Below are 23,448 nucleotides of genomic sequence, written 5' to 3'. Positions count from 1 at the left end.
ATCTCGTGACATATCAAAGGTCTCGATCTGAAAATCGGGGTCAAACGGGACGGAACAATGGCAGAAGCCGAAATTCAGCAAACCGGCGATGCCGCCGGACTGGCGGCACTGATTGCGCGTGCTGCGGGGCAGACCGGCGAAAAGGCGCGCGGCCTGCCGCCGGTGGACCGCTGGAATCCGCCGTTCTGCGGCGACATCGACATGGAGATCCGCGCCGACGGCACCTGGTTCTATCTCGGCACACCGATCGGCCGGCAGCCCTTGGTCAGGCTGTTTTCCACCGTTTTGCGCAAGGACGAGGATGGGCACACCTATCTCGTGACTCCTGTGGAAAAGGTCGGCATCCGCATCGTCGATGCGCCCTTCGTGGCCGTCGAAATGAGCATGACCCAAGGAGAACAGGGCCAGCTCCTGACCTTCCGCACCAATGTCGGCGATGTGGTCGAAGCCGGGCCGGAGCATCCGCTGCGCTTCGTCATCCACGGCGAGAACCGGGAGCTGAAACCATATCTGCATGTGCGCGGGCGCCTGGAGGCGCTGGTCTCCCGGCCCGTCATGTACGACATCGTCGAACTCGGTGAGACGCAGCAAGTCGATGGCACCGAGATGTTCTGCGTGCGCTCGGGCGGCGCCGTCTTCCCGATCATGCCGGCGGCAGAGCTGGAAGCGCTGTCGCGATGAACCGGCATCTCTTCTCCGCTGACGAATTCCGTCGACGTGCGCTGACCCAGATGGGCGGACCGGTGGAAACCTCCTGGCGCGACCATGGCGATTTCCTGCTCAATCCGGGCATCGTGCCCTATCTGGAGACGCTGCATCTGAAGGATGCCGCAGTCCTCGTGCCCGTCGTCGACGATGGCGACGATGCCAGCGTCATCCTGACCCAGCGTACGGCGAGCCTGCGCAAGCATTCCGGCCAGGTCGCCTTTCCCGGTGGGGCCGTCGATCCCGAGGACCGGTCCGTCGAAGTGGCGGCACTGCGCGAAGCGCAGGAGGAGATCGGTCTCGATCCGCGCTTCGTCGAGACCATCGGCCGGCTGCCGCATTACATGGCCATGTCCGGTTTTCGCATCACCCCGGTGCTGGCGGTGGTGAAGCCCGGCTTCGAGCTGATCGCCAATCCGGACGAGGTCGAAAGCGTCTTCGAGGTGCCGCTGTCCTTCCTGATGAACCCCAGCAATCACACCCGCGGTCGCGGGCATTGGCAGGGTGAGGAACGGCATTTCTATCGAATGCCCTATGGCGACCACAACATCTGGGGTATCACCGCCGGCATCCTCCGCATGCTTTATGAAAGGCTTTACGCATGACTTCCGTTGCCGGCGAAGGCTGGTTTTCATCGCCCTCTCTCCGCCGTGTTTTCGAGGTCCTGAACGTCGAGGGCGGCGAGGTCCGGGTCGTCGGCGGCGCGGTGCGCAACAGCCTGATGGGTCTGCCGGCCGGCGACATCGACATGGCGACCACCTGGCGTCCGGACGAAGTGTCCGAGCGGGCGAAGGCGGCAGGCATCAAGGTGGTGCCGACAGGCATCGATCATGGCACCGTAACGCTCGTCATCGACGGAACGCCCTATGAAGTCACGACGCTCCGGCGTGACGTTTCGACTGATGGCCGCCGCGCGGAAGTCGCCTTCGGCAGCGACTGGAAGGCGGATGCAGAACGGCGGGATTTCACCATCAATGCACTTTACGCGAACGACCGCGGCGACGTGTTCGACGATGTCGGCGGGCTCTCGGACATCGAGACGCGCACGCTGCGCTTCATCGGCGATGCTTCAGAGCGGGTTGCCGAGGACTATCTGCGCATCCTGCGTTTCTTCCGGTTCTTCGCGCATTACGGCAGCGGCAGGCCGGATGCCGAGGGCCTGCGCGCCTGTGCCAGGGCGCGCTCGAAGCTTGCAACGCTTTCGGCCGAGCGGGTCTGGGCCGAAACAAAGAAGTTGCTTTCCGCCGCCGATCCCGGCCGCGCGCTGCTGTGGATGCGCCAGGCAGGCGTGCTGACCGAAGTTCTGCCGGAAACGGAAAAATGGGGCATCGACGCGATCCCGGATATCGTTGCCGCCGAGCGGGCCTTTGGCTGGGCGCCGGATCCGCTTCTGCGCCTGGCCGCGATCGTGCCGCCGGACGAAGAGCGGCTGGAGGCAATGGCGGAGCGTCTGCGTCTGTCGAAGGCGGAAGCTGCCTATTTCAGCCGCTGGGCCAAGGCGCCGGCGGTCCCCGCGACCACCGTCGATACGGCCTTCGATCGGTTGCTCTATCGTCATGGAGTGGAGGGGATTGTCGTAGCGCTGCGGCTGGCGCTGGCAACGGCACGGCGCAAGTCGGAAGGCGATCCGGCGCTGCTGTCCGAAACCGCTGCGCTGCGCCGGCTGCTGGCACGCGCCGACGCCTGGAAGCGGCCGAGCTTCCCGCTGAATGGCGGCGATGTGCTGAAGGCCGGCGTTCCGGCCGGCCCGCGCGTGGGAGAAATCCTCAGCGAACTCGAAAATCTCTGGATCGAGCGCAACTTCAGTCTCGACCGGGCAAACCTCATCGCCCGGCTCGAAGCCATGGTGCAGCCGGACTAATCGGACGGCTAGCGCCGCCTTGAGGACGGCTACCCTGCCTTGGCCGGACGGCTTACGCCGCCTTGGCCGGACGGTTACGCCGCCTTGGATTCGTCGGTGATCCGGGCCTTGATGTTGTCGATCATGTTTTCGCGAATAACCGTCTCGCCGTGCGTTTCGCGCATGTGCTCGACGGCGCGGCGCACGATTTCGGCATCGTTGTCGGCGCGCGTGTGCCATTCGCAACCCGGGACGAGGGAACCGCATTCAAACAGGCGCATGGTGCTTCCTTCCCTGTCTAAAGTTTGATGCGAGAGCGCGGCGCGCCGGTCGGGCGACCGCACGATTAGAGTAGCATCAACCCCCAAGGGCGGCCAATTGTTCCCGCCGACGACGCGAGAAGAAACCGTTATAGACAAAGAGGCCGATGGTGTTATGGGTTTGCGGTAACAAGAGACGCAAAGGCCCTTTTGCCCATGACCACCGTTCAATCGGAACTGATCTCCGCCATCCGGAACATTCCTGATTATCCGAAGCCGGGCGTGATGTTTCGCGATATCACCACGCTGCTCGGCAATCCGCGCGCATTCCGCCGCGCGATCGATGAACTGGTGCATCCCTACGCCGGTACCAAGATCGACAAGATCGCCGGCATCGAAGCGCGCGGTTTCATCCTCGGTGGCGCGATTGCACACCAGCTTTCTTCCGGCTTCGTGCCGATCCGCAAGAAGGGCAAGTTGCCGCACGACACCGTGCGCATCGCCTACAGCCTGGAATACGGCGTCGACGAAATGGAAATGCACAAGGACGCGATCAAGCCGGGCGAGAAGGTGATCCTCGTCGACGATCTGATTGCGACCGGCGGGACGGCGGAAGCGGCCACCAAGCTTCTGAAGCAGATGGGCGCCGATATCGTCGCCGCCTGCTTCGTCATCGATCTCCCCGATCTCGGTGGGCGCAAGAAGCTCGAAGCGCTTGGCGTCAATGTCCGCACGCTGATCGAATTCGAAGGTCACTGATCCTGATGGGCGATAGCGGCATCGCGGATCGAAATCCGCGCTGCCGTTCCGCACCGGATCATTTCGATCGCTTCAGAGGCGATTGATCGTCCGCAACATCAGCTGAACTTCACGCTGTGTGGCGGGTGGCAGTGTCTCTACTTCCTTTTGCCAAAACTGTTCGGCTTCCGGAGGCTCGTCTTCCCAACTTCTGACGGATGTCTCGTTATCGTCGATCACGACACGGCGATGGCCGCCAAGACGCAGATAGGCGTCCGCCAGTTCACAGACATGGGTTTTTTCCATGGCCAACACTCCCGTTTCCTTGATGCAAGGCGGGCATCCCGCACGGGGTAAGTGACAGGCGGCACCGCGCTTTGTCTGATGCTGATTTTACGCGCAAACCGCGCTGGAATTAAGATGTCTCTGGAGGGGCGTCGCCCGAAGGCGGCGCTCGTTGCTACACGAACTCGATCACCTTGCTCTCGAAGCGGATCACCGCCTCGCCGTGCTGGTTGTCGCCTTCGCACAGGATCGTGTTGATCCGCCAGCCGGGTTTCGAGGTGAGCGAGCGGCTTTCGAGGAAGGTCACGAAATAGGTGACCGTGTCGCCGGCATAGACCGGCTTCAACCATTTGAGATCGCGAAAACCGGGCGAGGGGCCGAGGTTCGGCGCACGCAGACCCTCGGCGGCGAGCCGGCGCTGCTCGTTCCTCCAGAAGCGGACGAAGCATTGCATCCATCCGGCGCTGGTATGCCAGCCCGATGCGCAAAGCCCGCCGAACAGCGAATGCCGTGCCGCTTCCTCATCGAGATGAAAAGGCTGCGGGTCGAAGTCGCGGGCGAAGCGGATGATGTCTTCGGCCGTGAAGGTCAGGCTGCCGATGGCGGTCCTGGCCCTGGCGGCGTAAAATTCTTCCATCGTCATCATCAGGCTTGCCCCTTCTCGCGGCAGCGAAAGAGAACGGTGCATTCGGAGACCGCTACGGGCTCACCCGCCTGGTTGGTGATTTCGTTGCGGAATTTGACGATGCCGAGTTCGGGCTTCGATTTCGACCGCCGCGCCTCGAGCACGAGGCTGAAGCCGTTGAGGATATCGCCGGCGATGACCGGTTTCCTCCAGTCCATGAAGTCGATGCCGGGCGACCCTTGAGACGTCGAATTGCCCATGAAGGCGTCGAGCATCATGCGCATGCCGACGGCGCTGGTGTGCCAGCCGGACGCGGCAAGGCCGCCAAGAATGCTGCGTTTTCCCGCTTCCTCGTCGAGATGCATCGGCTGCTGGTCGAACTCACTGGCGAAGGCGATCATCTCCGCCGGCTTCATCTCGACCGGCGTGTAGTCGAAACGCCGCCCTTCGGAAAAATCCTCGAAATACAGCATGCTTGAGTTGTCCCGTCTGATTTGCTGCCGTCTACCTACTGCATAATTTATCGAAGCGGAATCCATTTGAGCGGATCTGTTGCGAGGTAGCGTGGGCTGAATTTCCAGGTTGCGCATGCCGGACGTTCATGCAACCACCTGTCTAGCTGGCGCATCCGCCGGCGCTTGATCGAGGAGCATTCGTGACCGAACTGAACAGAGCGCTCGCAGGCGCTGCCGAAAAAGGGATCATCTCAGCGAACCAGGTGAGAGATCTGGAAGCCTATCTTGCGGACCGCGGCATGATCTTCGGGCCGACGGCGCCGGATGCCGCCGCGGAGCGACAGGACGCTGCGCTTGATGCGCGTGCAGCCGAAGACAGCGAGCAGCCGCGGTTCGTGCGGGGATTTCACGATATCCTGATCACCATCGGCGTCATTGTCGTGCTGATCGGCCTTTGGGGTCTGGGTGGTCCGTTCGCAACGCTGCCGGTCATTCTCATCCTTGCCGAAATCCTGGTGCGGCGCCAGCGGCTGGCACTGCCGTCGGTGGCGCTGACGGTTGCGCTCGTGCACTGGGTCGGGACGACGTCGCTGTGGTTCGTGAGCGAGCAGGAGGATGCCTGGAAGCCGCTGGTCTTTGCGCTTGCCTATCTTTCAGCGTTCCCGATCCCGCTCGCCTTGTTCTACTGGCGCTATCGCGTACCGCTGGCGCTCTCCGGTCTGATGGTATCGATCGCACTCGTCTGCGTGGTCGCGATCCTTCTTGCCCTCGAGAAGATCTTGGGGATCGACCTTGCCAACGAAACCCATTTCATCCTTCTCGCGCTCACCGTTCTTGTTGGAGCCCTGGGCCTTTTTGCGGCCGCCATGCGCTACGACGTTTCCGATCCACAGCGTGAGACCGCGCGCTCGGATACGGCATTCTGGCTGCACCTGGCCGCAGCACCGGCATTGCTCTACGCATTGATGGGCCTGGTTTTCCTGTCGAACGGTGGCAGTACCTGGTGGGACGGTCAGGCCGGCTTCGGCCAAGCTGTTGCCGCGATCCTGATCGTCGCCGCATTCATGCTGGTCGGGCTGGTCATCGACCGCCGCGCCTTCGTCACCTCAGGGCTGTTGTCGCTGGGTGGTGCGATCTGGACGATGCTGAGCCAGACCGGCGCTTCGCTCGACAGCTACGTCTTCATTGCCTTTGCGGTCGTCGGCGTGACCGTGCTCTTCATCGGCATCTTCTGGCAGCGGTTGCGCCGCATGGTCATGGACCTGCTACCGCAAACGATAACGGCGCGGTTGCATGCCGCGCCGTGATACCGAGTTCTCTGCGTGCGCTGCACCGTTGCAGCGCGCCTTGTCTCTGTTGATCTTGCTCCTGCCACGCAAGATCGCCGCGCCACGTCTTACGTGTTGAAGCGGAAGTGGATGACGTCGCCGTCCTGGACGACGTATTCCTTGCCTTCGTCGCGCGCCTTGCCGGCTTCCTTGGCGCCCACTTCGCCGCCGAGCGTGATGTAATCCTCGTAGGCGATCGTGTTGGCACGGATGAATCCGCGCTCGAAGTCGGTGTGGATGACGCCGGCCGCCTGCGGTGCCTTGGTGCCGCGCTGGATCGTCCAGGCGCGGGTTTCCTTGGGGCCGACGGTGAAGTAGGTGATGAGGTCGAGCAGCTTGTAGCCGGCGCGGATCAGACGGTCGAGACCGGCTTCTTCTAGGCCGAGCGCGCTCAGGAACTCCTTGGATTCTTCTTCCGGCAGCTGTGCCACTTCGGATTCGATCGCCGCCGAGATCACGACGCTTTCGGCCCCTTGCGCCTTTGCCATTTCGGCAACCGCGCGGGTGTGTTCGTTGCCGTCGACCGCATCGCTTTCGGCGACGTTGCAGACGTAGAGCACCGGATGGGCGGTCAGGAGGTTGAGGCTCTGCAGAATGCGCAGTTCTTCGGCATCGAGCTTGGCAAGCAGCGTGCGTACCGGCTTGCCGTCCTGCAGCAGCTTCAGCGAGGCTTCCATGATCGGAAGCTGCGCCATGGAGTCCTTGTCCTTGCCGCCGGCGCGCTTGCGGGTCTGCTCGGTGCGGCGCTCAAGGCTGTCGAGGTCGGCGAGCATCAGCTCGGTCTCGATCGTCTCGGCATCTGCGACCGGGTGGATGCGGCCTTCGACGTGGGTGATGTCATCATCCTCGAAGCAGCGCAGCACATGCACGACAGCATCCACTTCGCGGATGTTGGCGAGGAACTGATTGCCGAGGCCTTCGCCCTTCGACGCGCCACGCACGAGGCCGGCGATGTCGACGAAGGAGATGCGCGTCGGGATGATTTCCTTCGACTTGGCAATGTCGGCAAGCTTGCGCATGCGCGGGTCCGGCACCGCCACTTCGCCGGTGTTCGGCTCGATGGTGCAGAAGGGATAGTTGGCCGCCTGAGCGGCCGCCGTCTTGGTGAGTGCGTTGAAGAGCGTGGACTTGCCGACGTTCGGCAGCCCGACAATACCGCATTTGAAGCCCATGGGGTCTCGTCCGTATCTTTAAATTCCGTTGGCGTGGCTATGCGGGAAGGGCGCTTCCTGGTCAAGGGTGGACACCCCGTTCACGGTAAATAAGGGGCTTGCGCCGTTGAACGCGCGGTATTTGGGCCCGCATATGCCCTCAGAAATCCGCCGGCCCCGTCGCGGTGAAAAATCTGAGGAGCCCACATTGATCGATCAGAAATTCATGTTCCCGCGCGTGCCGGTGGCCGTCGTCGATATCGGCGACACGCTTGAAGCCCTGCTGATCCGTTCCATGCTGGAGAGCCTTAGCGCCGTCGTCACGCTGCATCTGCCGGGGACACCCGGGGACTTCCTGACCTTGATCGCCGGCGGCGAGTTCGTGCATCAGCATCTGGTCATTTGCGGTCACGGCGACGAAAATGGTTTCGTCTTCGGCGAGTATTGCGAAGGCATCGACACATCGATGCTAGTCGACGGTAGCCTGCCGCCTTCGGTCGTTGCCGAGCATGCCAGGCTCGGCGGCAAGATCGTTCTCAGCACCTGCTGCGAAACCGGCGGCAAGGCATACGGCGATGCCTTTGTCGGGGCGGGTGGCGCAGCCCTCTACGTCGCTCCCGATGGTTCGCCCGAAGGGGCCGATGCGCCGCTCTTCGTGCATTGCTTCTATCATGCGCTTCTTGCGCGCAAGCAGGCGCCCGAGGCGGCACTGGAGCGGGCCCGCTCCTATGACGAGGCGGCGACGATGTTCGTCGGGCACTGGCCCGCCAACTGACCGACGGTGACTGCCGCCCCTGCTTTTGCTTGATCGGTGCGCCCGCCCGTAGGATAGTGCGCATATAGCGCCGCGCGTCGCTGTAACATTTAGATCTGCTTCACGATTTTGTCCCTAAGTCGGTTCTGGTTTAAGGAATTTCCGTTCTTTCTGTCATCAACGGGGTGGTTCCGATGAGTGACAACGAGGTTGCCAGAAAAATCAAAGTGAAGGTCAAGCCGAAGCTCGAACGGCCGAAACTTTACAAAGTCATGCTGCTCAACGACGATTATACGCCGCGCGAGTTTGTCGTCGGCGTGCTCAAGGCCGTGTTCCATATGAGCGAGGAGGCCGGCTACCGCGTGATGATGACGGCGCACAAGATGGGCACTTCGGTGGTCGTCGTCTGTGTGCGCGACATTGCGGAAACCAAGGCCAAGGCGGCGACCGATCTTGCCAAGGAAGCGGGTTTTCCGCTGCTCTTCACCACCGAACCCGAGGAATAACGAGCGGCCGGTACGAAGGATGGCGGGGGTCGCCGGTTCGCTTTATGTTTTCTTATGTAGACGAAGCGGCTTGCTTGCTTCCCGCTTGATCGTGCCCTTGGCTTCGAGATCGAGCTGAACCGCCTTCAGCCACCAGCCGGCCTTTGCACCCTCGGGGAAAAGGTCCTGCGGCAACAACGGCAATAGCCGCTCCATCGCTTCCGCAACGGTCAGCCCTGGTGTGGCCGGTGGCAGAACCGCGAGCAGGGCTTCGCGCATTGCCTCGTATTTTACCCGGTCGACACGGTATTTATGGCCGGGAGAGACGATGTTTTCGATCTCGATCTTCTCAGCCTGAGATGCCATCGGCCTCGCCTTTCACATAGTCGATCCTGGGCGCCTTGAATCCCATGGCCGCCCAGGCGGTCAAAAGCCGCCACATGAAGCGGCCCGAATGCGTCTTGTAGCTCGGCAGTGTATCGGCGAATTCGACGCCTGCCTTACGATCTTTCGTCATGGTCCGCATTTCGAGCGGCGGCTGTTCGTCCGGGGCGAAACGCTGATTGTAGACGCTCAGCCAGTGGCCGCCTTTGAATTCGAGGAACATCGCGGCGTTGCAGCAACTCGCAATCACCCTTCGCGTCGGCGCCTCGGGCGTCAACCGATGCCCGCGCAAAAGCTCGCTGCCCCTGATGCAGCGGATCCTGTCTTTCCGGTAGAGCGCGAAGCGCGTCGAGCCGTCGGCTTCCAGCACAGGCGAGGCTTCGGGCAGGGCCTCGAAGCGCTCGCCGGCGGTGCGGCAGCTGCTGCAATAGCAGGCGGCGCCGACGATCGGTTCGCCGACGGCTTCAAAGGCAACCAGCCCGCAGCGGCAGGCGGCAATTCGATTTCTTGCTTGTGGTTTCACCATGGCCCTCTCCCGACATCGTCTCACTAACTAGACTGTACCGTCCAGTTTGATTTGTCAATCCGACTGGCCTATCGTGTGGGGCAGATGATTTGTGACGTGCAGCAAGGCGGAGGGGCAGGATTGAGCAACGGCGCAAAGACGCGCATGGAGCGCACCCGCAAGGGGATCGTGGCGGCAGCAAGCGATCTCTTCCTGAAACACGGCTTTCTGGGCACCAACATGGATGAGATCGCGGCGACGGCGGAGGTGTCGAAGCAGACCGTCTATTCCCATTTCCAGAGCAAGGAGGCGTTGTTTCTGGAGGTCGTGCGCAGCATGACGGGTGGGGCAGGCGATGAGTTCCAGGAGCAGGTCGCCGATCCTGACGGCGATGAGCCGATCGAGGAATTCCTGCTCGACTATGCCACCCAGCTGCTGACGATCGTGATGACGCCGCGGCTGATGCAGGTGCGGCGCCTGGTGATTGCCGAGGTCGAGCGCTTTCCGCAGCTTGGCGAAGCGCTGCACGAGCGCGGACCGATGCGCTCGATCAGGCGGCTTGCCGTCGCCTTCAAGCGCTATGGCGAGAAGGGCGACATCCGGGTGAAGGATGTGCAGGTCGCTGGCGGGTTCTTCAACTGGCTCGTCATGGGTGGGCCGGTGAACGACGCCATGCTGCTCGGCGACGGCGCCATTCCGGCGCCTGACGTCTTGCAGGCCCATGCGGCCGAGGCGGTGCGGATCTTTCTGGCAGCGCACAGAGCCGCCTAGGCGTTCGGGTCTCTTTCAGGTTCGCGGCTATCCGTTTGATGCGGAAGAAGTCAAGCTGCGACAGCGAAAAGCACGTGGCCGTCCAGGGTTGACCGCGCTCGGACCACTCGCGCGCGTCAAAACCAGCCGGAACGAAGGCGCCGCCCGCCCATTGGCCGTCGTCGTCCTGATGCGAAAGCAGTCTGGCGCCCCAGCCTTCGGTCTCCACCTTGGCTCGCTCGGCCCTCCACACAGGTTCCGGGGCATCCAGCAGGTCACGCATCACTTGCCAGCGGATCGAAGGATCCGAAGCGAGAAGCCAGTCAATCACCGGGAGGCTCATAGGGCGTGCTCCAGGCCGGTCTTCAAAGCCGACCTGAGCGAAAACTAGTGCTCGCTCCGGAAACGGGAAGCTAGTCGCCCTTCGAGCCGAACATCTTCTTCAGCATGTCGGCCATCGGGCCGGTCGCCGGCAGCTTCTTTGGCTGGGCTGAATTGCGCGCCTGGTGGATGTGCGATTGCGCGCTCTGCTTCTTCGGGGTTTCGGGCTTGTCCGCTTCCGGCTTGCCGCCGGTCGCGAGCGCGATCTTGTTCAGAAGCTGGGAATCCTCGCCGCGCACCAGCATGTCGGCATTGTCGGCGATGGCGTCGAGCAGCGGTATCAGCCAGGCTTGGTCGGCCTTGGCGAAATCGCCGAGAACGTGGGCGTGAACGAGGTCCTTGACGCCGGGATGGCCGATGCCCAGACGCAGGCGGCGATACTCCTTGCCGCAATGGGCATCGATCGACTTGATGCCGTTGTGGCCGCCATGGCCGCCGCCGACCTTGAGCCGCGCCTTGGCGGCCGGCAGGTCGAGTTCGTCATAGATGACGGTAATATCCTTCGGCTGCAGCTTGTAGAAGCGCATGGCCTCGCCGACCGCTTCGCCTGAGAGGTTCATGAAGGTCTGCGGCTTCATCAGGAGCACGCGTTCGCCGCCGATCTCGCCTTCGGCGATCTCGGCCTTGAACTTCTTCGACCAGGAGGAAAAGCTGTGCCGGCGGTGAATGACGTCGACCGCCATGAAGCCGATATTGTGCCGGTTGGTGGCGTATTTCGAACCTGGATTGCCAAGCCCTACGATGATCAGCATGTCGTCACGCGTCGATGATTTCGGGGTGGGGCCATCCAAGATCATCGTGCCCGCGGGAAGTCAACGCTTATTTCTCGGCGCGCAGGCTGGCATTCGGCGTGAGGCCGTAGTGCTTGAAGATTTCGTCCTGGGTGCCGTTGCCGACCAGCCGGTCCAGTTCGCGCTGCATCGCGGCGACGGTTGCCCGCGATACATCGCGGTGGCAGGCGATGCCGTAGAGCTTGCCTTCAAGCACCAGCGCCGCCTCGACCGGTTTGCCCTCGGCGCGCATGCTCTGGAAGGTTTTCTCTGACGTCATCAGCAGATCGACGCGTCCGGCGATCAGCTTCTTCACGCTCGAATTGAGGTTTGCGGCATAGTCGATCTTCGGGAAGTCGTGGTCCCTGAGATAGGTTGCGGAAAAATCCTCGCGCTGGGTGCCTACGGTGTACTGACGTGCTGCTTCCAGCGAAGCCGGTGCTATGTTTGAGCCGGCGTGGCGAACCATAACCATATGATCGACCAGCAGAGGTTCGACCCATAGAAACTTCTTGTCGCGTTCGGCGTCGTGGCCGGTGGTGAAAACGCAATAGGCAGGATCGGTTTCGGCCAGCATGAAGGCCCGCGCCCAGGGCAGAACCTCGATCGTGTAAGGCTGTTTCAGCCGCTCCATGATCCGCTTGACCTGATCTACCGCAGCACCGCTCGGACCGTTCTCGGTCGAAAAGTTGTAAGGGGGGTACTCCTCGGTGACGAACTTGATCGTCTGTGCCTCAGCGGTCGTGAAGAGACCGAGGAAAAATATTGGGATCAGCGCCTTCACGTGCTTTCCTCCTTTTGCTGCATGCCTTGCGGTATCCGCGCAGTGCTGCCGCGTCCCGAACCTCCATCGGAGAGCGTGACCGCTGGCAGCGAACATCATGCCCGCCTGTCTGCCACCGCCGCCGTCTTTGCCTCCGAGTCGCTTTCCAGCATCTTCAGCATGCTGTCGATCTGCATCGGCCGGCTGAAGAGATAGCCCTGGCCGCAATCGACACCCAGCTTGCGCAGCAGCTGCCACTGCTCCTTCGTCTCGATGCCTTCGGCAACGACGGTGCAGCCCATCTGGTGCGAGATCGTGCGGATGCCCTTGATCAGCATGCGGCTCTTGCGGCGGATGTCGGCGGTGCCGGAACTCAGCGAACGGGTGAAGGACTGGTCGACCTTGACGATATCGACCGGGAAACGGTTGAGGTAGCTCAGCGATGAATAGCCGGTGCCGAAATCGTCGAGCGCGATGCGGCAGCCGAATTCGTTGAGTTGCTTCAGCACCGCGTGCACTTCCGGATTGTCGAGCATGAGGACGGCTTCGGTGATCTCGACGACGATCCGGCATGGCGAAATATGGTGCTTCAGGAGCAGTGCGGCGAGCTTGTGCGGCAGCGTCAGCTCGAATTGCAGCGGCGAGAAATTGACGGCTAGGTAGGTGTTCTGCGTGCCGTCCAGCTCGGAGATCGCAGCCAGATGGCGGATCGCCTTTTCGAGGATGTGGTCGCCTATGCGGGCGATCGTGCCGGTTTCCTCGGCAATGCCGATGATCTTGCCGGGCGGCATCAGGCCCTTTTCCGGGTGGTTGAGGCGCATCAGCGCCTCGAAGCCGGCGATCTGTCCGTCGGCAAGGCTGACGATCGGCTGCAGCCAGGCCTCGAAGTGGTCGTCCTTCAGCCCAGCCTCGATGCACTGTTCGATCTCATGGCGCTCGCGGGAAGCGTCGAGCATGCTGGCGTCAAACAGCTGCAGGCCGTTCTTGCCATCGTGCTTGCGCGCATACATGGCCATATCCGCCTTGAGCAGGAGGTCGGAGGCGTTTTCCGCATGGGCCGGGTAGACCGAGATGCCGACGCTGGCGCTGACGAGCAGTTCGTTGCCGGCAATCGGCATCGGCTCGCGCAGTGCCGAAACGATGCGTTCGCCGATCTCGCTTGCGAGCGCAGCCGCGTCCCGGTCGGAAATCAGGATGGCGAATTCGTCTCCGCCGAGGCGGGCCATGATGTCGCCGGGGCTCAGCGCGTCACGGATGAGCTCGACCGTGTGGCGCAACACTTCGTCGCCGGCCGCGTGGCCGAAATTGTCGTTGATCCACTTGAAGCGGTCGAGATCGATGAACAGGCAGCCAAGCTGCATGCCGCATTCGTCGGCCTGCCGGATCGCGTCATCGAGTGCCCCTTCGAACCCCTGGCGGTTGAGCAGGCCGGTGAGGTGGTCGGTGATCGCCTGGGTGTGGTTGCGGCTTTCCGCCTGCTTCAGCGCCGTGACATCGGTCATGACGGAGAGCGACAGGCTGCCTTCACCGGTCGCCTTCGTCTCCTGGATCAGCACCGTCATCAGCTCGCTATCCGTCTTGCGGAAAGGAACGGTGACCTCCCGGATCTCATGGTCGCCGACCGCGATCGTTTTGGCATGGCTGCGATAGGTTTCGTGCCAGTGCTGATCGATGAAATCGACGAAGTCGCGGCCGATGACGTCGTCCCGATCGTAACCGGTCGCCAGCAGCCAGTAGTCGCTGACGGCGAGCAGGCGTCCGTCGACGTCGAGCGAGAACAGCATCGCGGGCGTCAGGTTGTAGATATCGGTGACGCGTTCGTGCGCATTCTTCAGTTCGGTCTCTTCGCGCTCGAGCCGGTCCTGCATCTCGTTGAAATTGGCGGCAAGCGCGCCCATTTCGTCGTCGGAGGTCCAGTCGACCCGGTGGCGTGAGCCGAGCCGGCGCGTCGCCTCGATCGCCGCTGTCAGGCGCATCAGCGGGCGCATCACCGTGAAGCGATTGCCGACGAGGGCTGCGGCGAAGACGATTGCGACGGCGAAGAGCAGGATGGCGAGGATCGCCAGCTCGTCCTTGCTGAATTGCGACAGAAGGCCGGGCGTCGGCACTCTCACCTCGATGCGACCGATCTCCTTCATCCCATCCATGGACTGATAGGAAATGGGCAGGCTGAGGATCCGGTCCTTGGTGCCGGGCACAGCGCCGCCGAGCGGCATCTGGGCGAGGATCGAGCCGGTCTGGTCGCGGACGGTGACAGAGAGGATATCGGTGCCGTTTATCAGCGATCGGGCGATGTGCTTTATGCCGTCGCTGTCGAAGTCCCAGATGGGTTTGCCCAGCGCCTCGGCGCTTGCGGCCATCAGCAGTTCGATGTTGTGAATCCGCTCGCGTGCGATGCGGTCGCTGGATATACTCAGGAAGAGAACGAGCAGAGGGGCAATGAAAACGAGCATTGCGCCACAGACAATCGCAATAAATCGGTTCTCCACGGAATGCATCATCGGATGCACGCCTTGGAAGGTGCTGCCACGCATTTCATTTCGGATTCTCTTCAGTCTGAGCCCCAGTTTCCCCGACAGAAGAACATCATCAAAACCTTAAATGTTGCTGAAATCGCTTCGTGATAAATGATGAGACGCGATGCCGGCGCTGGGCGAGAGGCCTGTGGACCAATGCAAAAAGCCCGCCCCAAACGAATGGGACGGGCTCTCGATGAAGTGCAGCGGGACTGGCTTTTCGCCAGTCACCCAAAAGCCAATCAGGCTTCTGCTTCGCCTTCGGCTTCTTCCTTCACGCCACCGGCCGGAGCAACGATCGTTGCAATGGTGAAGTCGCGGTCGGTGATAACCGGGGTCGCGCCCTTCGGCAGCTTGATGTTGGAAATGTGAACGGCGTCGCCGACCTTGAGGCCGGAGAGATCGACGCTCAGGAATTCCGGAATGTCGTTGGCCGAAACGTTGAGTTCGACTTCGTGGCGAACGATGTTCAGAACGCCGCCAGCCTTCAGGCCCGGGGACTTCTCTTCGTTTTCGAAGTGAACCGGAACTTCAACGGTAACCTGGCTGTCCTTGGAGACGCGCAGGAAGTCGACATGCATGGTGAAGTCACGGACCGGATCCAGCTGGTAGTCCTTCGGCAGGACGCGGATCTTTTCGCCGTTGACGTCGATGACCGCGACGGTGGTCATGAAACCGCCGGCGTGGATCTTCATCGTCACTTCCTTGGTGGAGAGTGCGATGGAAACGGGGGCTTGCTTGTCACCGTAGATGACAGCCGGGATAAGACCGTTGCGACGAAGTTCACGGGAGGACCCCTTACCAACCCGTTCGCGCGTCTCGGCCTTGAGCTCGTAAGTTGCGTGGCTCATGGGTAGACCTTTCTATGTCTAAATCTGGAGAGCTCATCCGACATGGCGGATGAACCGAAGCCACATGGGCTTCATCCGCGTTGCCTCCAAGGGTGTCTACGCGGACGGGGCGGTGCATAGACGAGATCGGCTTGAAATGCAAGCTTTGCCGCGGGTTCAGGCCTTTTTCTGGGTAAGACGCGCAAGCGCCAGCATCAGCCCACCGGCAATCAGACCCCAGAAGGCCCCGGAAACACCGGCGAAACTGACGCCCGATGCCGTCACCAGAAAGGTGATGGCGGCCGCCTCGCGTGTCTTCGCCTCGGTGAAGGCGGCCATGGCGGAACTGGCGAAGGCGCCGACGAGCGCGAGGCCGGCCACCGCCTCGATCAGGATGGAAGGCGCAAGGCTGACGAAGGTGGTGACGGCGCCGGCAAGCAGCCCGAAGAGAATGTAGAAGGCGCCGGCATTGATCGCCGACCAGTAGCGTCGGTTGCGATCGGGATGAGAATCGCTGCCGGCGCACATGGCGGCGGTGATCGCCGCCAGATTGACCGCGTGGCCGCCGAACGGCGCGCTCAGCATGGAAAAGAGGCCGGTGGTCGCAAACAGCGGCCCGGGGGCGGGGTGATAGTCGTTGACCTTCAACACCGCGATGCCGGGGATGTTCTGCGAGGCCATGGTGACGATGAACAGCGGCAGCGCAATGCTGACCATGGCTGCGACATTGAACTGTGGGGTCACGAACTCGACGGTCGGCACCAGCGCCGAGGACAGGGTAGAGAAGGCGCCCGCCGGGACTTCGACGCCGAAGGCGATGACGAGTACGAAAGCGACGAGCGCGGCCGGCACCGCATAGAGCTTGTTGACGCTGCCGACGACCGCCCAGGCGATGAGGATCGGCAAGCCGAGAAGCGGATTGAAGGCGATCGCCTTGACCGGCGCGAAGCAGAGGCTGAGCAACACCCCCGCGAGCATGGCATTGGCGAGCGGGGCAGGAATGCCCGAAACCAGGCGGCCGAGCGGTTTCCAGAGGCCGGCGACGACGACGACCAGCCCACAGACGAGGAAGGCGCCGACGGCAGCGTTGAAGCCGCCTTCGACGACGCCGGCGCTCGCGAGCAGTGCGGCACCCGGCGTCGACCAGGCGATGCTGACCGGCAGCCGCGTGATGGCGCTGATGACAATCGCGCAGACGCCCATGGAGATCGACAACGCCATCAGCCCGGAGGCAGCCTGTGCTTCGCTGGCGCCGACTCCGGTCAGGCCGTGCAACACGACGGCGAAGGAACTGGCGAAGCCGACGAAGGCGATCAGCAGGCCCATGAAGAGGCTCTGGGGCGAGAAGTCACGAAACATGGCGGCAACCGGCTGTTGTGGGGGTGAGTCGCGGCGATCTGATCCTTTCGCGTATCACATTCGGGCGCGCTGTCGATATCGGCCGCGTGATGCACCGATCAAACTCGCTGAGGGGGGCTGACCCTCGAACCTTCGTCTGGCTGGACCTTTGCGGAGATCGTTGGCTATAGTGCCGCCCAAGCAGGTGCGCCGTTTGGGAGATCGGTCGCATCCGCCTTCCGCCGGTCGACGCTTTCAGGGAGGAAGCCGATGCCTGCCGTCAGGGATCATTCGGAACTTGTCTATCGGGTCGCGCACCAGTCTTCGGCGGCGGCGAGCTCATCGGTGGCCGCGTCGTGGCGGCGCTGCATGACCCTGCATAAGCTTGCTCCGGAGGAAGCCCGTACGCCGCTTCGGCTGTCGGACAGCGAGTTTCGCTCCGTCCGCGAGCGCTCCGGTGAGCTGCTGGCGGAGGCCGGCATCGAACTCGACCGGTTGTTTGCGACCGTCGGCAGGGCTGGCTGCTGCCTGCTCCTCACCGACAATGACGGCGTGGCGCTCGAGCGGCGCGGAGCGGTCGGCGACGACGCTGAATTTCGCGGCGTCGGGCTCTGGTCGGGAACGGTCTGGAGCGAGGCGAATGTGGGCACCAACGGCATCGGCACGGCGATCGCCGATGAGCGCGCCGTCGTCATCCAGCGCGATCAGCATTTCCTGAGCAGCAATATCGGCTTGAGCTGCGCGACCGCGCCGATCCGCGATCATCGCGGGCGATTGGCGGCGGCCATCGACATTTCAACCTGCCGTGACGATGCCTCCGAGATCACCATGTCGATCCTGTCGCAGGCGGTTCGTGACGCCGCCGCGCGCATCGAGGCCGGCCTCTTCCGTCGTGCCTTCGCCGGTGCGCGCATCGTGCTGGTGCCAGTGGATCGAGCCGGGCCGGCGCTCCTTGCTGTCGACCGCGACGACCTCGTGCTCGGCGCGACGCGTGCCGCACGGCAATGGCTCGACCTCGACGACCGGCGCATCGCCGCCGGGGTTCCGGCCTCCGACCTTCTTGGAGAGGACACGTCAGGCGATGCCGCCGAGCTTCCCGATGCGGAGCGCGCGGCGCTCCGGCGTGTTCTTTCCCGTGCCAGCGGCAACGTCTCCATGGCGGCCGAGCTGCTCGGCATCAGCCGCGCCACGCTTTACCGCAAGATGAAGCGGCTCCAGGTCAACTGATCTTCCTACCCATCTGAAGGCTGCCCCTCACCCTAACCCTCTCCCCGCAGACGGGGAGAGGGGACGTGGCCCCGAGCGGTCTTTGCGATTGTGGTGGCCCTGATCCTTGGGGGAATGGGGAGCATGCCGCTTGCCCCTTCTCCCCGTGACGACGGGGAGGGTCCCGGCAGGGGGATGAGGGGCAAACGCGGGCTGAAGCAACCGCAGACTTGCCGCCCAGTTTGCTGCACTGCAGCACGGGATCCAAGCCTACCTGTCTCAATTCTGAAACACATCGCGTCACTGGTGCTTGCGCCTCACTATCGAAGACGCACGTTCAGTCGCACCTTCCTTCTCACAGCCCCGTTGCTGGTTCTCAGGGAGGAAAGACCATGTTGCATCAGAAGATCGTCGAAAGCCCGTTCAGGCAGAAATACGGCAACTTCATCGGCGGCGAATGGCGCGAGCCGGTGGCCGGGCGCTATTTCGACAATACGACGCCGGTGACCGGCGGCGTGCTGTGTCAGGTGGCGCGCTCGGATGCCGCTGACATCGAGCTTGCGCTCGACGCCGCCCACGCGGCCCGCGAAAAATGGGGCCGGGCGTCGGCCGCCGAGCGCTCCAACATCCTGATGAAGATCGCCGACCGCATGGAGGACAATCTCGAACTCCTGGCGCGGGCCGAAACCTTCGACAACGGCAAGCCGATCCGCGAGACCATGGCGGCCGACATTCCGCTTGCCATCGACCATTTCCGCTACTTCGCCGCCTGCATCCGCGCGCAGGAAGGCTCGATCGGCGAGATCGACCACGACACGGTCGCCTATCACTTCCACGAACCGCTCGGCGTCGTCGGCCAGATCATCCCGTGGAATTTCCCGATCCTGATGGCGGCCTGGAAACTGGCTCCGGCGCTTGCCGCCGGCAATTGCGTCGTCCTGAAGCCGGCCGAGCAGACGCCGGCCTCGATCCTCGTCTGGGCGGAGCTGATCGGCGATCTCTTGCCGGCAGGCGTGCTCAACATCGTCAACGGCTTCGGCCTTGAAGCCGGCAAGCCGCTCGCTACCAGCCCGCGCATCGCCAAGATCGCCTTTACTGGCGAAACGACGACCGGTCGGCTGATCATGCAATATGCCAGCCAGAACCTCATTCCGGTGACGCTGGAACTCGGCGGCAAATCGCCGAACATCTTCTTTGCCGACGTTTTGGCCGAGGATGACGATTACTTCGACAAGGCGCTCGAAGGCTTTGCCATGTTCGCGCTGAACCAGGGCGAAGTCTGCACCTGCCCGAGCCGTGCGCTGGTGCAGGAGAGCATCTATGACCGCTTCATGGAGCGGGCGGTGAAACGCGTCGAGGCGATCCGCCAGGGCAATCCGCTCGACAGCGCCACGATGATCGGCGCACAGGCCTCCAGCGAACAGCTCGAAAAGATTCTCTCCTACATCGACATCGGCAAACAGGAAGGCGCCGAAGTGCTCACCGGCGGTGGCCGCAACGTGCTCGAAGGCGAACTGTCGGAAGGCTTCTACGTCAAGCCGACAGTTTTCCGCGGGCACAACAAGATGCGGATCTTCCAGGAGGAAATCTTCGGACCCGTCGTTTCGGTCACCACCTTCAAGACCGAGGCGGAAGCGCTGGAGATCGCCAACGACACGCTCTACGGCCTCGGTGCCGGCGTCTGGAGCCGCGATGCCAACCGTTGCTACCGCTTCGGTCGTGAAATCCAGGCCGGCCGCGTCTGGACCAATTGCTATCACGCCTATCCAGCGCATGCGGCCTTCGGCGGTTACAAGCAGTCCGGCATCGGCCGCGAGACCCACAAGATGATGCTCGATCACTACCAGCAGACGAAGAACATGCTGGTGAGCTACAGCCCGAAGGCGCTCGGCTTCTTCTGATCGGACCCTGCCTTCCCCTCCGTCGGGGAGGGCAACAGAAGCCAGAGGGAAGGTAATCTCCACCTTTCCTCTGGCCCGACCGGCGGCTGAGGTGTGCTCCACCCGCGCCTCAGCCGACCAATATGGGATGCGCGATCGAGCAGGGAGGCTCGTGATGTCCATTGAAATGACCGGGACCACCGAAACCAACGAACCGCGGGTGCTTGCGACGGACGCGGCGCTCGATTTCATTGCCGAAATCCGGCACGACCATCCCGATATCCTGTTTCACCAATCCGGCGGCTGCTGCGACGGCTCGTCGCCGATGTGTTATCCGGCTGATGATTACATCGTCGGAGACAACGACGTGAAGCTCGGCGCCGTCGGCGGCGTACCCGTCTATATCAGCGCCAGCCAGTTCGAGGTCTGGAAGCACACGCAACTGATCATCGACGTGGTGCCGGGGCGGGGCGGGATGTTCTCGCTCGACAACGGACGGGAGAAGCGATTCCTCACCCGTTCGGGTCTGTTTGGCGGCGGCGAGGCTTGCGTCGTCGTGCGTGGATAGCGCTCCCATACGCGCCAACACCAACTCATTTCCGCCTTACGTGGAACGAAGTGCGGCTGGTCTCCCGGTGCTCCAGGCACGAAATGCTCTTAATCAGCGCCTTGAGGTTCTTGAAATCGTGTTTTCGGGGATCGAAATTCGGTATTCGTTTGTTGAGTACGCTACCGACTGTGCCGAGGTGAGCCCACCCGTCGTCGCCCAATGTGTCGTCAATTGCCGCCAAGATTTCTTTCAGAGGCAGCTTTGCCGGCTTATTCGATTTACAATCGCCTTTTGTACCTTCCACAAGAAGGAGATCGCAATAAATGAATCGGTTGCATGAATTCGCGTAGGGTTTGGGCGCCTTCTTTTCGCCAAAGCCGTAGACGGACAGGCCATCCTCCCGGATCCGGCTTGCGAGCGAGGTGAAATCGCTGTCGCTGTAGGCAATGCAGAAGCCATCGACTTGTCCGCGATGCAGGATATCGATCGCGTCGATCGCCAGCTTCAAATCGGTGGCGTTCTTGCTTTTCGCTGCTGGTGCGACGTGAACCGGCAAGAATGCATATTTATGGAGCAGCGGCTGCCAGATGGCCATCGCAGGGCGGCCAAAGTCTCCATAAACACGTTTGATGGAAGCGGTGCCGAGCGCCGATGCTTCGCGAATGATAAGCGGCAGAAAACTGGAGCGGATGTTATCGGCATCTATCAGTATAGCCAGGCGGTCACGGCGCCCCTGAGAACCAATTTCCATGCTCACACCTTAATGTGCCCGTTTTCTAAATTAGGTATTTATGCTGCTCACACCTCAAGATTGTCAATGCGCATGTGATTCAGGTGTGGTTGCGAAAGCGGTGGACGGAGCGACCTACTTCCGCTCCCGCACGATCTTTGCCGCCAGATCGAGAAGCGCCCGCAATTTCGGCTGGGTCTGGGCCTTGGCGGGGAAATAGATGAAGAGGCCCGGCGACCTCGGCAGGTAGGCTTCGAGTACCCGTTCAAGGCGCCCGGTTGCGACAGCGTCGCGTACCGAAAGGTCCGGCAGGTAGGCGAGCCCGGTGCCGGCTTCCGCCATCTCCACGAGCATCTGGAAGTCGTTGACGGTCAGCCCGCCGGGTACGTCGACGGAGAAGTCGCGTCCCTCCCGCTCGAACTCCCAGCGGTAGATCGTGCCGGATGCCGGGTAGCGATAGCGGATCGCCTCGTGGCGTGTCAGCTCTTCGGGCGTTTGCGGCCGCCCTCGTTTCACGAAGTAGGACGGCGAGCCGACCACCGTCCAGGTGATGTCTGGCGTCAGCCGGACCGCAATCATATCCCGTTCGACCGCTTCGCCGATGCGAATGCCGGCATCGAAGCCGCGCTCGGTGATATCGACGGCGGCATCGTCGATCGAGATTTCCACCGAAACGTCCGGATAGGCCTGGCGGAAGCGCGGCAAAAGCGGCGTCAGCACCAGCGGGATCGCCATGCGCGGCACGGTCAGCCGCAGGTTGCCCATGGGCCGGTCGCGAAAGTCTCCGAGCAGCTCGTAGGCATCGGCGATCTCGGAGGCGGCAGGGCGCACGCGCTTCAGGAAGGCGCTACCGGCCTCGGTCAGAGCGACGCGCCGCGTGGTGCGGACGAAGAGCTGGAGGCCGAGACGGGCTTCGAGCGCCCTGATCGTCTGGCTGACGGCATTGGGCGTAACGCCGAGCGTCGCTGACGCCGCGGTGAAGCTGCTGCTCTCGGCAACCGCCAGGAATTCTCTTAGCCCGTTGAATGGATCGCGTGTCATCGCCATTATGAAGTTCTGCTTCCGAAGCCTTAAAGATAACAGCTATTTTTCATCGCAATCAACTTTGGCATGGTCTCCTCACACCACTTCCTTCGAGCAATGGAGAACGACATGCAATACACGACGCTTGGAAACACCGGTCTCGTGGTCTCGCGCCTTGCCTTCGGCGCGATGACCTTCACCGCCGGCGATCGCAGCCTCGGCGCCGTCTACAAGACCGATGCCGAAGCGGCCGATGCCCTTGTGGGACAGGCGCTGGATGCCGGCATCAACTTCTTCGATACGGCCGACGCCTATGCCTCCGGGCAGTCGGAACGCATCCTCGGCGAGGCGCTCAAGTCCCGTCGCGACGAGGTGGTGATCGCCACCAAGGTCGGCTTTCGCACCGGAACGCCACTCAGCCAGGCCGGCCTTTCGCGCCGCCACATCCTCTGGTCGGTTGATCAGAGCCTGAAGCGTCTCGGCACCGACTGGATCGACGCCTACATCGTTCACAAGGAAGATCCGCACACGCCGCTCGAGGAAACGCTTCTCGCGCTCGATGCGGTCGTTCGCTCCGGCAAGGTGCGCTACATTGGCTTTTCCAACTGGTCGGCCTGGAAGGTGGCGGCCGCGCTTGAGATCCAGAAGGCCAACGGACTAGCGCCTTTCACCCATGGCCAGATGCATTATTCCTTGCTCGGCCGCGACGTGGAGCGTGACGTCATCCCGATGATGCAGCGCTACGGGCTGGGGCTGACTGTCTGGAGCCCCCTCGCGTCGGGCTTTCTTTCGGGCAAGTACACGCGCGAAAATCTTGGCGACCCCGACAACCGCTATTCCGGTTTCGACATCCTGCCCTTCGACAAGGAACAGGGCTTCAAGCTGGTCGAGCGCATGCGCGGGATCGCCGATCATCACGGGGCGAGCGTGGCGCAGGTGGCGATCGCCTGGCTGCTTTCGAAGAAGGCGGTGACGAGCGTGTTGCTCGGAGCCTCCAAGCCGCACCAGCTCAAGGACAATCTTGGTTCGGCCGATCTTGTTCTGACCCAGGCGGAAATCTCGGTGCTCGATGCCGAGACGGTGCCGGCGCCGGTTTATCCCAACTGGTTCATCGACAACCTCGTTGACCAGCCGATGACGCAGGCTCTCGGGAAATAGCTGTGTCTCCGCAACGAACAACGCCGGCACTTTGACGC

The 23,448-nt window shown here is 62.4% G+C and carries 26 protein-coding genes and 1 pseudogene; 12 read left to right on the top strand and 15 right to left on the bottom strand.

Annotated features, from left to right (window positions below):
* The first annotated feature begins 57 nt into the window (after positions 1-57).
* From ACTJKE_RS20080 to ACTJKE_RS20070, 3 genes are read left to right on the top strand one after another with little or no spacing between them, the layout of a single operon-like run.
* Entirely contained in the window at positions 58-681 is a 624-nt protein-coding gene (locus ACTJKE_RS20080) for a DUF1285 domain-containing protein (RefSeq protein WP_440692221.1), read from the top strand.
* Positions 678-1,310, top strand: coding sequence for a CoA pyrophosphatase (locus ACTJKE_RS20075; protein ID WP_058321137.1), 633 nt, complete (start codon positions 678-680; stop codon positions 1,308-1,310). Before ACTJKE_RS20080 ends, ACTJKE_RS20075 begins: the two co-directional genes overlap by 4 nt.
* Positions 1,307-2,566, top strand: a complete 1,260-nt coding sequence (locus ACTJKE_RS20070; protein ID WP_440692219.1) for a CCA tRNA nucleotidyltransferase — start codon at positions 1,307-1,309, stop codon at positions 2,564-2,566. The genes ACTJKE_RS20075 and ACTJKE_RS20070 overlap by 4 nt, the downstream gene beginning before the upstream one ends.
* A 74-nt stretch (positions 2,567-2,640) precedes the next feature.
* On the opposite strand, the gene ACTJKE_RS20065 is transcribed toward ACTJKE_RS20070, so the two are convergent.
* Positions 2,641-2,826, bottom strand: coding sequence for a DUF1059 domain-containing protein (locus ACTJKE_RS20065; protein ID WP_057253104.1), 186 nt, complete (start codon positions 2,824-2,826; stop codon positions 2,641-2,643).
* Between the two features lie 195 nt (positions 2,827-3,021).
* On the opposite strand from ACTJKE_RS20065, the gene ACTJKE_RS20060 reads away from it, so the two are divergent.
* Positions 3,022-3,564: an adenine phosphoribosyltransferase gene (locus tag ACTJKE_RS20060; RefSeq protein ID WP_057253106.1), complete on the top strand. Its 543-nt coding sequence runs from the start codon at positions 3,022-3,024 to the stop codon at positions 3,562-3,564.
* Between the two features lie 72 nt (positions 3,565-3,636).
* Here ACTJKE_RS20060 and ACTJKE_RS20055 read toward each other — a convergent pair whose 3' ends face one another.
* The 3 genes from ACTJKE_RS20055 to ACTJKE_RS20045 all read right to left on the bottom strand — a co-directional run bounded on the left by ACTJKE_RS20055 (position 3,637) and on the right by ACTJKE_RS20045 (position 4,926).
* Entirely contained in the window at positions 3,637-3,849 is a 213-nt protein-coding gene (locus tag ACTJKE_RS20055; RefSeq protein ID WP_057253108.1) for a hypothetical protein, read from the bottom strand.
* A gap of 154 nt (positions 3,850-4,003) precedes the next feature.
* Positions 4,004-4,474 (bottom strand): MaoC family dehydratase, encoded by a 471-nt coding sequence (locus ACTJKE_RS20050; RefSeq protein WP_082616006.1) that lies wholly within the window; start codon positions 4,472-4,474, stop codon positions 4,004-4,006.
* Positions 4,474-4,926 carry a MaoC family dehydratase gene (locus ACTJKE_RS20045; RefSeq protein WP_112994348.1) on the bottom strand — a complete coding sequence of 151 codons (453 nt, stop codon included), beginning with the start codon at positions 4,924-4,926 and terminating at the stop codon, positions 4,474-4,476. The genes ACTJKE_RS20050 and ACTJKE_RS20045 overlap by 1 nt, the downstream gene beginning before the upstream one ends.
* 182 nt (positions 4,927-5,108) lie before the next feature.
* Here ACTJKE_RS20045 and ACTJKE_RS20040 point away from each other — a divergent pair, with 182 nt between their 5' ends.
* On the top strand, positions 5,109-6,215 hold the full coding sequence (locus tag ACTJKE_RS20040) for a hypothetical protein (protein WP_440692217.1): 1,107 nt from the start codon (positions 5,109-5,111) through the stop codon (positions 6,213-6,215).
* A gap of 89 nt (positions 6,216-6,304) precedes the next feature.
* Here ACTJKE_RS20040 and ychF read toward each other — a convergent pair whose 3' ends face one another.
* Entirely contained in the window at positions 6,305-7,408 is a 1,104-nt protein-coding gene (gene ychF, locus ACTJKE_RS20035; protein WP_057253112.1) for a redox-regulated ATPase YchF, read from the bottom strand.
* Positions 7,409-7,595: 187 nt separating this feature from the next.
* Here ychF and ACTJKE_RS20030 point away from each other — a divergent pair, with 187 nt between their 5' ends.
* Both ACTJKE_RS20030 and clpS read left to right on the top strand, forming a co-directional pair.
* Positions 7,596-8,162 carry a hypothetical protein gene (locus ACTJKE_RS20030; RefSeq protein ID WP_093233980.1) on the top strand — a complete coding sequence of 189 codons (567 nt, stop codon included), beginning with the start codon at positions 7,596-7,598 and terminating at the stop codon, positions 8,160-8,162.
* A 173-nt stretch (positions 8,163-8,335) separates the two neighbouring features.
* Entirely contained in the window at positions 8,336-8,647 is a 312-nt protein-coding gene (gene clpS / locus ACTJKE_RS20025) for an ATP-dependent Clp protease adapter ClpS (RefSeq protein ID WP_113133454.1), read from the top strand.
* Between the two features lie 42 nt (positions 8,648-8,689).
* Here clpS and ACTJKE_RS20020 read toward each other — a convergent pair whose 3' ends face one another.
* On the bottom strand, positions 8,690-8,992 hold the full coding sequence (locus ACTJKE_RS20020; protein WP_113511306.1) for a DUF6958 family protein: 303 nt from the start codon (positions 8,990-8,992) through the stop codon (positions 8,690-8,692).
* Complete coding sequence (locus ACTJKE_RS20015) at positions 8,976-9,536, bottom strand: GFA family protein (protein WP_425985035.1); 561 nt, start codon at positions 9,534-9,536, stop codon at positions 8,976-8,978. The genes ACTJKE_RS20020 and ACTJKE_RS20015 overlap by 17 nt, the downstream gene beginning before the upstream one ends.
* 120 nt (positions 9,537-9,656) lie before the next feature.
* Here ACTJKE_RS20015 and ACTJKE_RS20010 point away from each other — a divergent pair, with 120 nt between their 5' ends.
* Positions 9,657-10,286: a TetR/AcrR family transcriptional regulator gene (locus ACTJKE_RS20010; RefSeq protein ID WP_440692213.1), complete on the top strand. Its 630-nt coding sequence runs from the start codon at positions 9,657-9,659 to the stop codon at positions 10,284-10,286.
* Between the two features lie 43 nt (positions 10,287-10,329).
* Here ACTJKE_RS20010 and ACTJKE_RS20005 read toward each other — a convergent pair.
* The 6 genes and pseudogenes from ACTJKE_RS20005 to ACTJKE_RS19980 form a co-directional block, all read right to left on the bottom strand.
* Positions 10,330-10,608 (bottom strand): annotated as a pseudogene (locus tag ACTJKE_RS20005) (squalene cyclase); the annotation flags it as partial.
* A 70-nt stretch (positions 10,609-10,678) separates the two neighbouring features.
* Positions 10,679-11,398 carry an aminoacyl-tRNA hydrolase gene (pth, locus tag ACTJKE_RS20000; protein ID WP_093234029.1) on the bottom strand — a complete coding sequence of 240 codons (720 nt, stop codon included), beginning with the start codon at positions 11,396-11,398 and terminating at the stop codon, positions 10,679-10,681.
* Between the two features lie 67 nt (positions 11,399-11,465).
* A complete protein-coding gene (locus tag ACTJKE_RS19995) occupies positions 11,466-12,200 on the bottom strand; it encodes a transporter substrate-binding domain-containing protein (protein ID WP_113133456.1) in 735 nt (244 codons plus the stop codon).
* 95 nt (positions 12,201-12,295) lie between these two features.
* A complete protein-coding gene (locus ACTJKE_RS19990; RefSeq protein ID WP_440692210.1) occupies positions 12,296-14,680 on the bottom strand; it encodes a putative bifunctional diguanylate cyclase/phosphodiesterase in 2,385 nt (794 codons plus the stop codon).
* Between the two features lie 257 nt (positions 14,681-14,937).
* Positions 14,938-15,546: a 50S ribosomal protein L25/general stress protein Ctc gene (locus ACTJKE_RS19985; RefSeq protein WP_058321130.1), complete on the bottom strand. Its 609-nt coding sequence runs from the start codon at positions 15,544-15,546 to the stop codon at positions 14,938-14,940.
* 156 nt (positions 15,547-15,702) lie between these two features.
* Positions 15,703-16,884 carry a benzoate/H(+) symporter BenE family transporter gene (locus tag ACTJKE_RS19980; protein ID WP_440692208.1) on the bottom strand — a complete coding sequence of 394 codons (1,182 nt, stop codon included), beginning with the start codon at positions 16,882-16,884 and terminating at the stop codon, positions 15,703-15,705.
* Between the two features lie 249 nt (positions 16,885-17,133).
* Here ACTJKE_RS19980 and ACTJKE_RS19975 point away from each other — a divergent pair, with 249 nt between their 5' ends.
* The 3 genes from ACTJKE_RS19975 to ACTJKE_RS19965 all read left to right on the top strand — a co-directional run bounded on the left by ACTJKE_RS19975 (position 17,134) and on the right by ACTJKE_RS19965 (position 20,517).
* Positions 17,134-18,090 carry a helix-turn-helix domain-containing protein gene (locus tag ACTJKE_RS19975; RefSeq protein WP_058326546.1) on the top strand — a complete coding sequence of 319 codons (957 nt, stop codon included), beginning with the start codon at positions 17,134-17,136 and terminating at the stop codon, positions 18,088-18,090.
* A 371-nt stretch (positions 18,091-18,461) separates the two neighbouring features.
* Positions 18,462-19,970, top strand: coding sequence for an aldehyde dehydrogenase (gene adh / locus ACTJKE_RS19970; RefSeq protein ID WP_440692206.1), 1,509 nt, complete (start codon positions 18,462-18,464; stop codon positions 19,968-19,970).
* A gap of 154 nt (positions 19,971-20,124) precedes the next feature.
* Positions 20,125-20,517 (top strand): DUF779 domain-containing protein, encoded by a 393-nt coding sequence (locus tag ACTJKE_RS19965; RefSeq protein ID WP_440692204.1) that lies wholly within the window; start codon positions 20,125-20,127, stop codon positions 20,515-20,517.
* Between the two features lie 25 nt (positions 20,518-20,542).
* On the opposite strand, the gene ACTJKE_RS19960 is transcribed toward ACTJKE_RS19965, so the two are convergent.
* On the bottom strand, positions 20,543-21,250 hold the full coding sequence (locus tag ACTJKE_RS19960) for an NYN domain-containing protein (protein ID WP_440692202.1): 708 nt from the start codon (positions 21,248-21,250) through the stop codon (positions 20,543-20,545).
* A gap of 114 nt (positions 21,251-21,364) precedes the next feature.
* Positions 21,365-22,276: a LysR family transcriptional regulator gene (locus tag ACTJKE_RS19955; protein WP_255571338.1), complete on the bottom strand. Its 912-nt coding sequence runs from the start codon at positions 22,274-22,276 to the stop codon at positions 21,365-21,367.
* Positions 22,277-22,381: 105 nt separating this feature from the next.
* On the opposite strand from ACTJKE_RS19955, the gene ACTJKE_RS19950 reads away from it, so the two are divergent.
* The gene (locus ACTJKE_RS19950; RefSeq protein ID WP_113511303.1) at positions 22,382-23,410 is read left to right on the top strand and encodes an aldo/keto reductase; all 1,029 of its coding nucleotides are present in this window, start codon (positions 22,382-22,384) and stop codon (positions 23,408-23,410) included.
* Positions 23,411-23,448: the final 38 nt, after the last annotated feature.

The organism is Ensifer sp. 22521 (assembly GCF_052044795.1).
GTDB lineage: Bacteria > Pseudomonadota > Alphaproteobacteria > Rhizobiales > Rhizobiaceae > Ensifer.
This window is presented reverse-complemented; position numbering and strand designations above follow the sequence as displayed.

What these genes read in the sequence shown, in the direction of transcription:
- ychF (WP_057253112.1), bottom strand. Translation starts at nt 7,408, where the DNA reads ATGGGCTTCAAATGCGGTATTGTCGGGCTGCCGAACGTCGGCAAGTCC.
- ACTJKE_RS19950 (WP_113511303.1), top strand. Translation starts at nt 22,382, where the DNA reads ATGCAATACACGACGCTTGGAAACACCGGTCTCGTGGTCTCGCGCCTT.
- ACTJKE_RS19985 (WP_058321130.1), bottom strand. Translation starts at nt 15,546, where the DNA reads ATGAGCCACGCAACTTACGAGCTCAAGGCCGAGACGCGCGAACGGGTT.
- ACTJKE_RS20015 (WP_425985035.1), bottom strand. Translation starts at nt 9,536, where the DNA reads ATGGTGAAACCACAAGCAAGAAATCGAATTGCCGCCTGCCGCTGCGGG.
- ACTJKE_RS19990 (WP_440692210.1), bottom strand. Translation starts at nt 14,680, where the DNA reads ATGATGCATTCCGTGGAGAACCGATTTATTGCGATTGTCTGTGGCGCA.
- ACTJKE_RS20050 (WP_082616006.1), bottom strand. Translation starts at nt 4,474, where the DNA reads ATGATGACGATGGAAGAATTTTACGCCGCCAGGGCCAGGACCGCCATC.
- pth (WP_093234029.1), bottom strand. Translation starts at nt 11,398, where the DNA reads ATGCTGATCATCGTAGGGCTTGGCAATCCAGGTTCGAAATACGCCACC.
- clpS (WP_113133454.1), top strand. Translation starts at nt 8,336, where the DNA reads ATGAGTGACAACGAGGTTGCCAGAAAAATCAAAGTGAAGGTCAAGCCG.
- ACTJKE_RS20055 (WP_057253108.1), bottom strand. Translation starts at nt 3,849, where the DNA reads ATGGAAAAAACCCATGTCTGTGAACTGGCGGACGCCTATCTGCGTCTT.
- ACTJKE_RS20075 (WP_058321137.1), top strand. Translation starts at nt 678, where the DNA reads ATGAACCGGCATCTCTTCTCCGCTGACGAATTCCGTCGACGTGCGCTG.
- ACTJKE_RS19975 (WP_058326546.1), top strand. Translation starts at nt 17,134, where the DNA reads ATGCCTGCCGTCAGGGATCATTCGGAACTTGTCTATCGGGTCGCGCAC.
- ACTJKE_RS19955 (WP_255571338.1), bottom strand. Translation starts at nt 22,276, where the DNA reads ATGGCGATGACACGCGATCCATTCAACGGGCTAAGAGAATTCCTGGCG.
- ACTJKE_RS19960 (WP_440692202.1), bottom strand. Translation starts at nt 21,250, where the DNA reads ATGGAAATTGGTTCTCAGGGGCGCCGTGACCGCCTGGCTATACTGATA.
- ACTJKE_RS20070 (WP_440692219.1), top strand. Translation starts at nt 1,307, where the DNA reads ATGACTTCCGTTGCCGGCGAAGGCTGGTTTTCATCGCCCTCTCTCCGC.
- ACTJKE_RS20080 (WP_440692221.1), top strand. Translation starts at nt 58, where the DNA reads ATGGCAGAAGCCGAAATTCAGCAAACCGGCGATGCCGCCGGACTGGCG.
- ACTJKE_RS20065 (WP_057253104.1), bottom strand. Translation starts at nt 2,826, where the DNA reads ATGCGCCTGTTTGAATGCGGTTCCCTCGTCCCGGGTTGCGAATGGCAC.
- adh (WP_440692206.1), top strand. Translation starts at nt 18,462, where the DNA reads ATGTTGCATCAGAAGATCGTCGAAAGCCCGTTCAGGCAGAAATACGGC.
- ACTJKE_RS20060 (WP_057253106.1), top strand. Translation starts at nt 3,022, where the DNA reads ATGACCACCGTTCAATCGGAACTGATCTCCGCCATCCGGAACATTCCT.
- ACTJKE_RS20020 (WP_113511306.1), bottom strand. Translation starts at nt 8,992, where the DNA reads ATGGCATCTCAGGCTGAGAAGATCGAGATCGAAAACATCGTCTCTCCC.
- ACTJKE_RS20045 (WP_112994348.1), bottom strand. Translation starts at nt 4,926, where the DNA reads ATGCTGTATTTCGAGGATTTTTCCGAAGGGCGGCGTTTCGACTACACG.
- ACTJKE_RS19980 (WP_440692208.1), bottom strand. Translation starts at nt 16,884, where the DNA reads ATGTTTCGTGACTTCTCGCCCCAGAGCCTCTTCATGGGCCTGCTGATC.
- ACTJKE_RS19965 (WP_440692204.1), top strand. Translation starts at nt 20,125, where the DNA reads ATGTCCATTGAAATGACCGGGACCACCGAAACCAACGAACCGCGGGTG.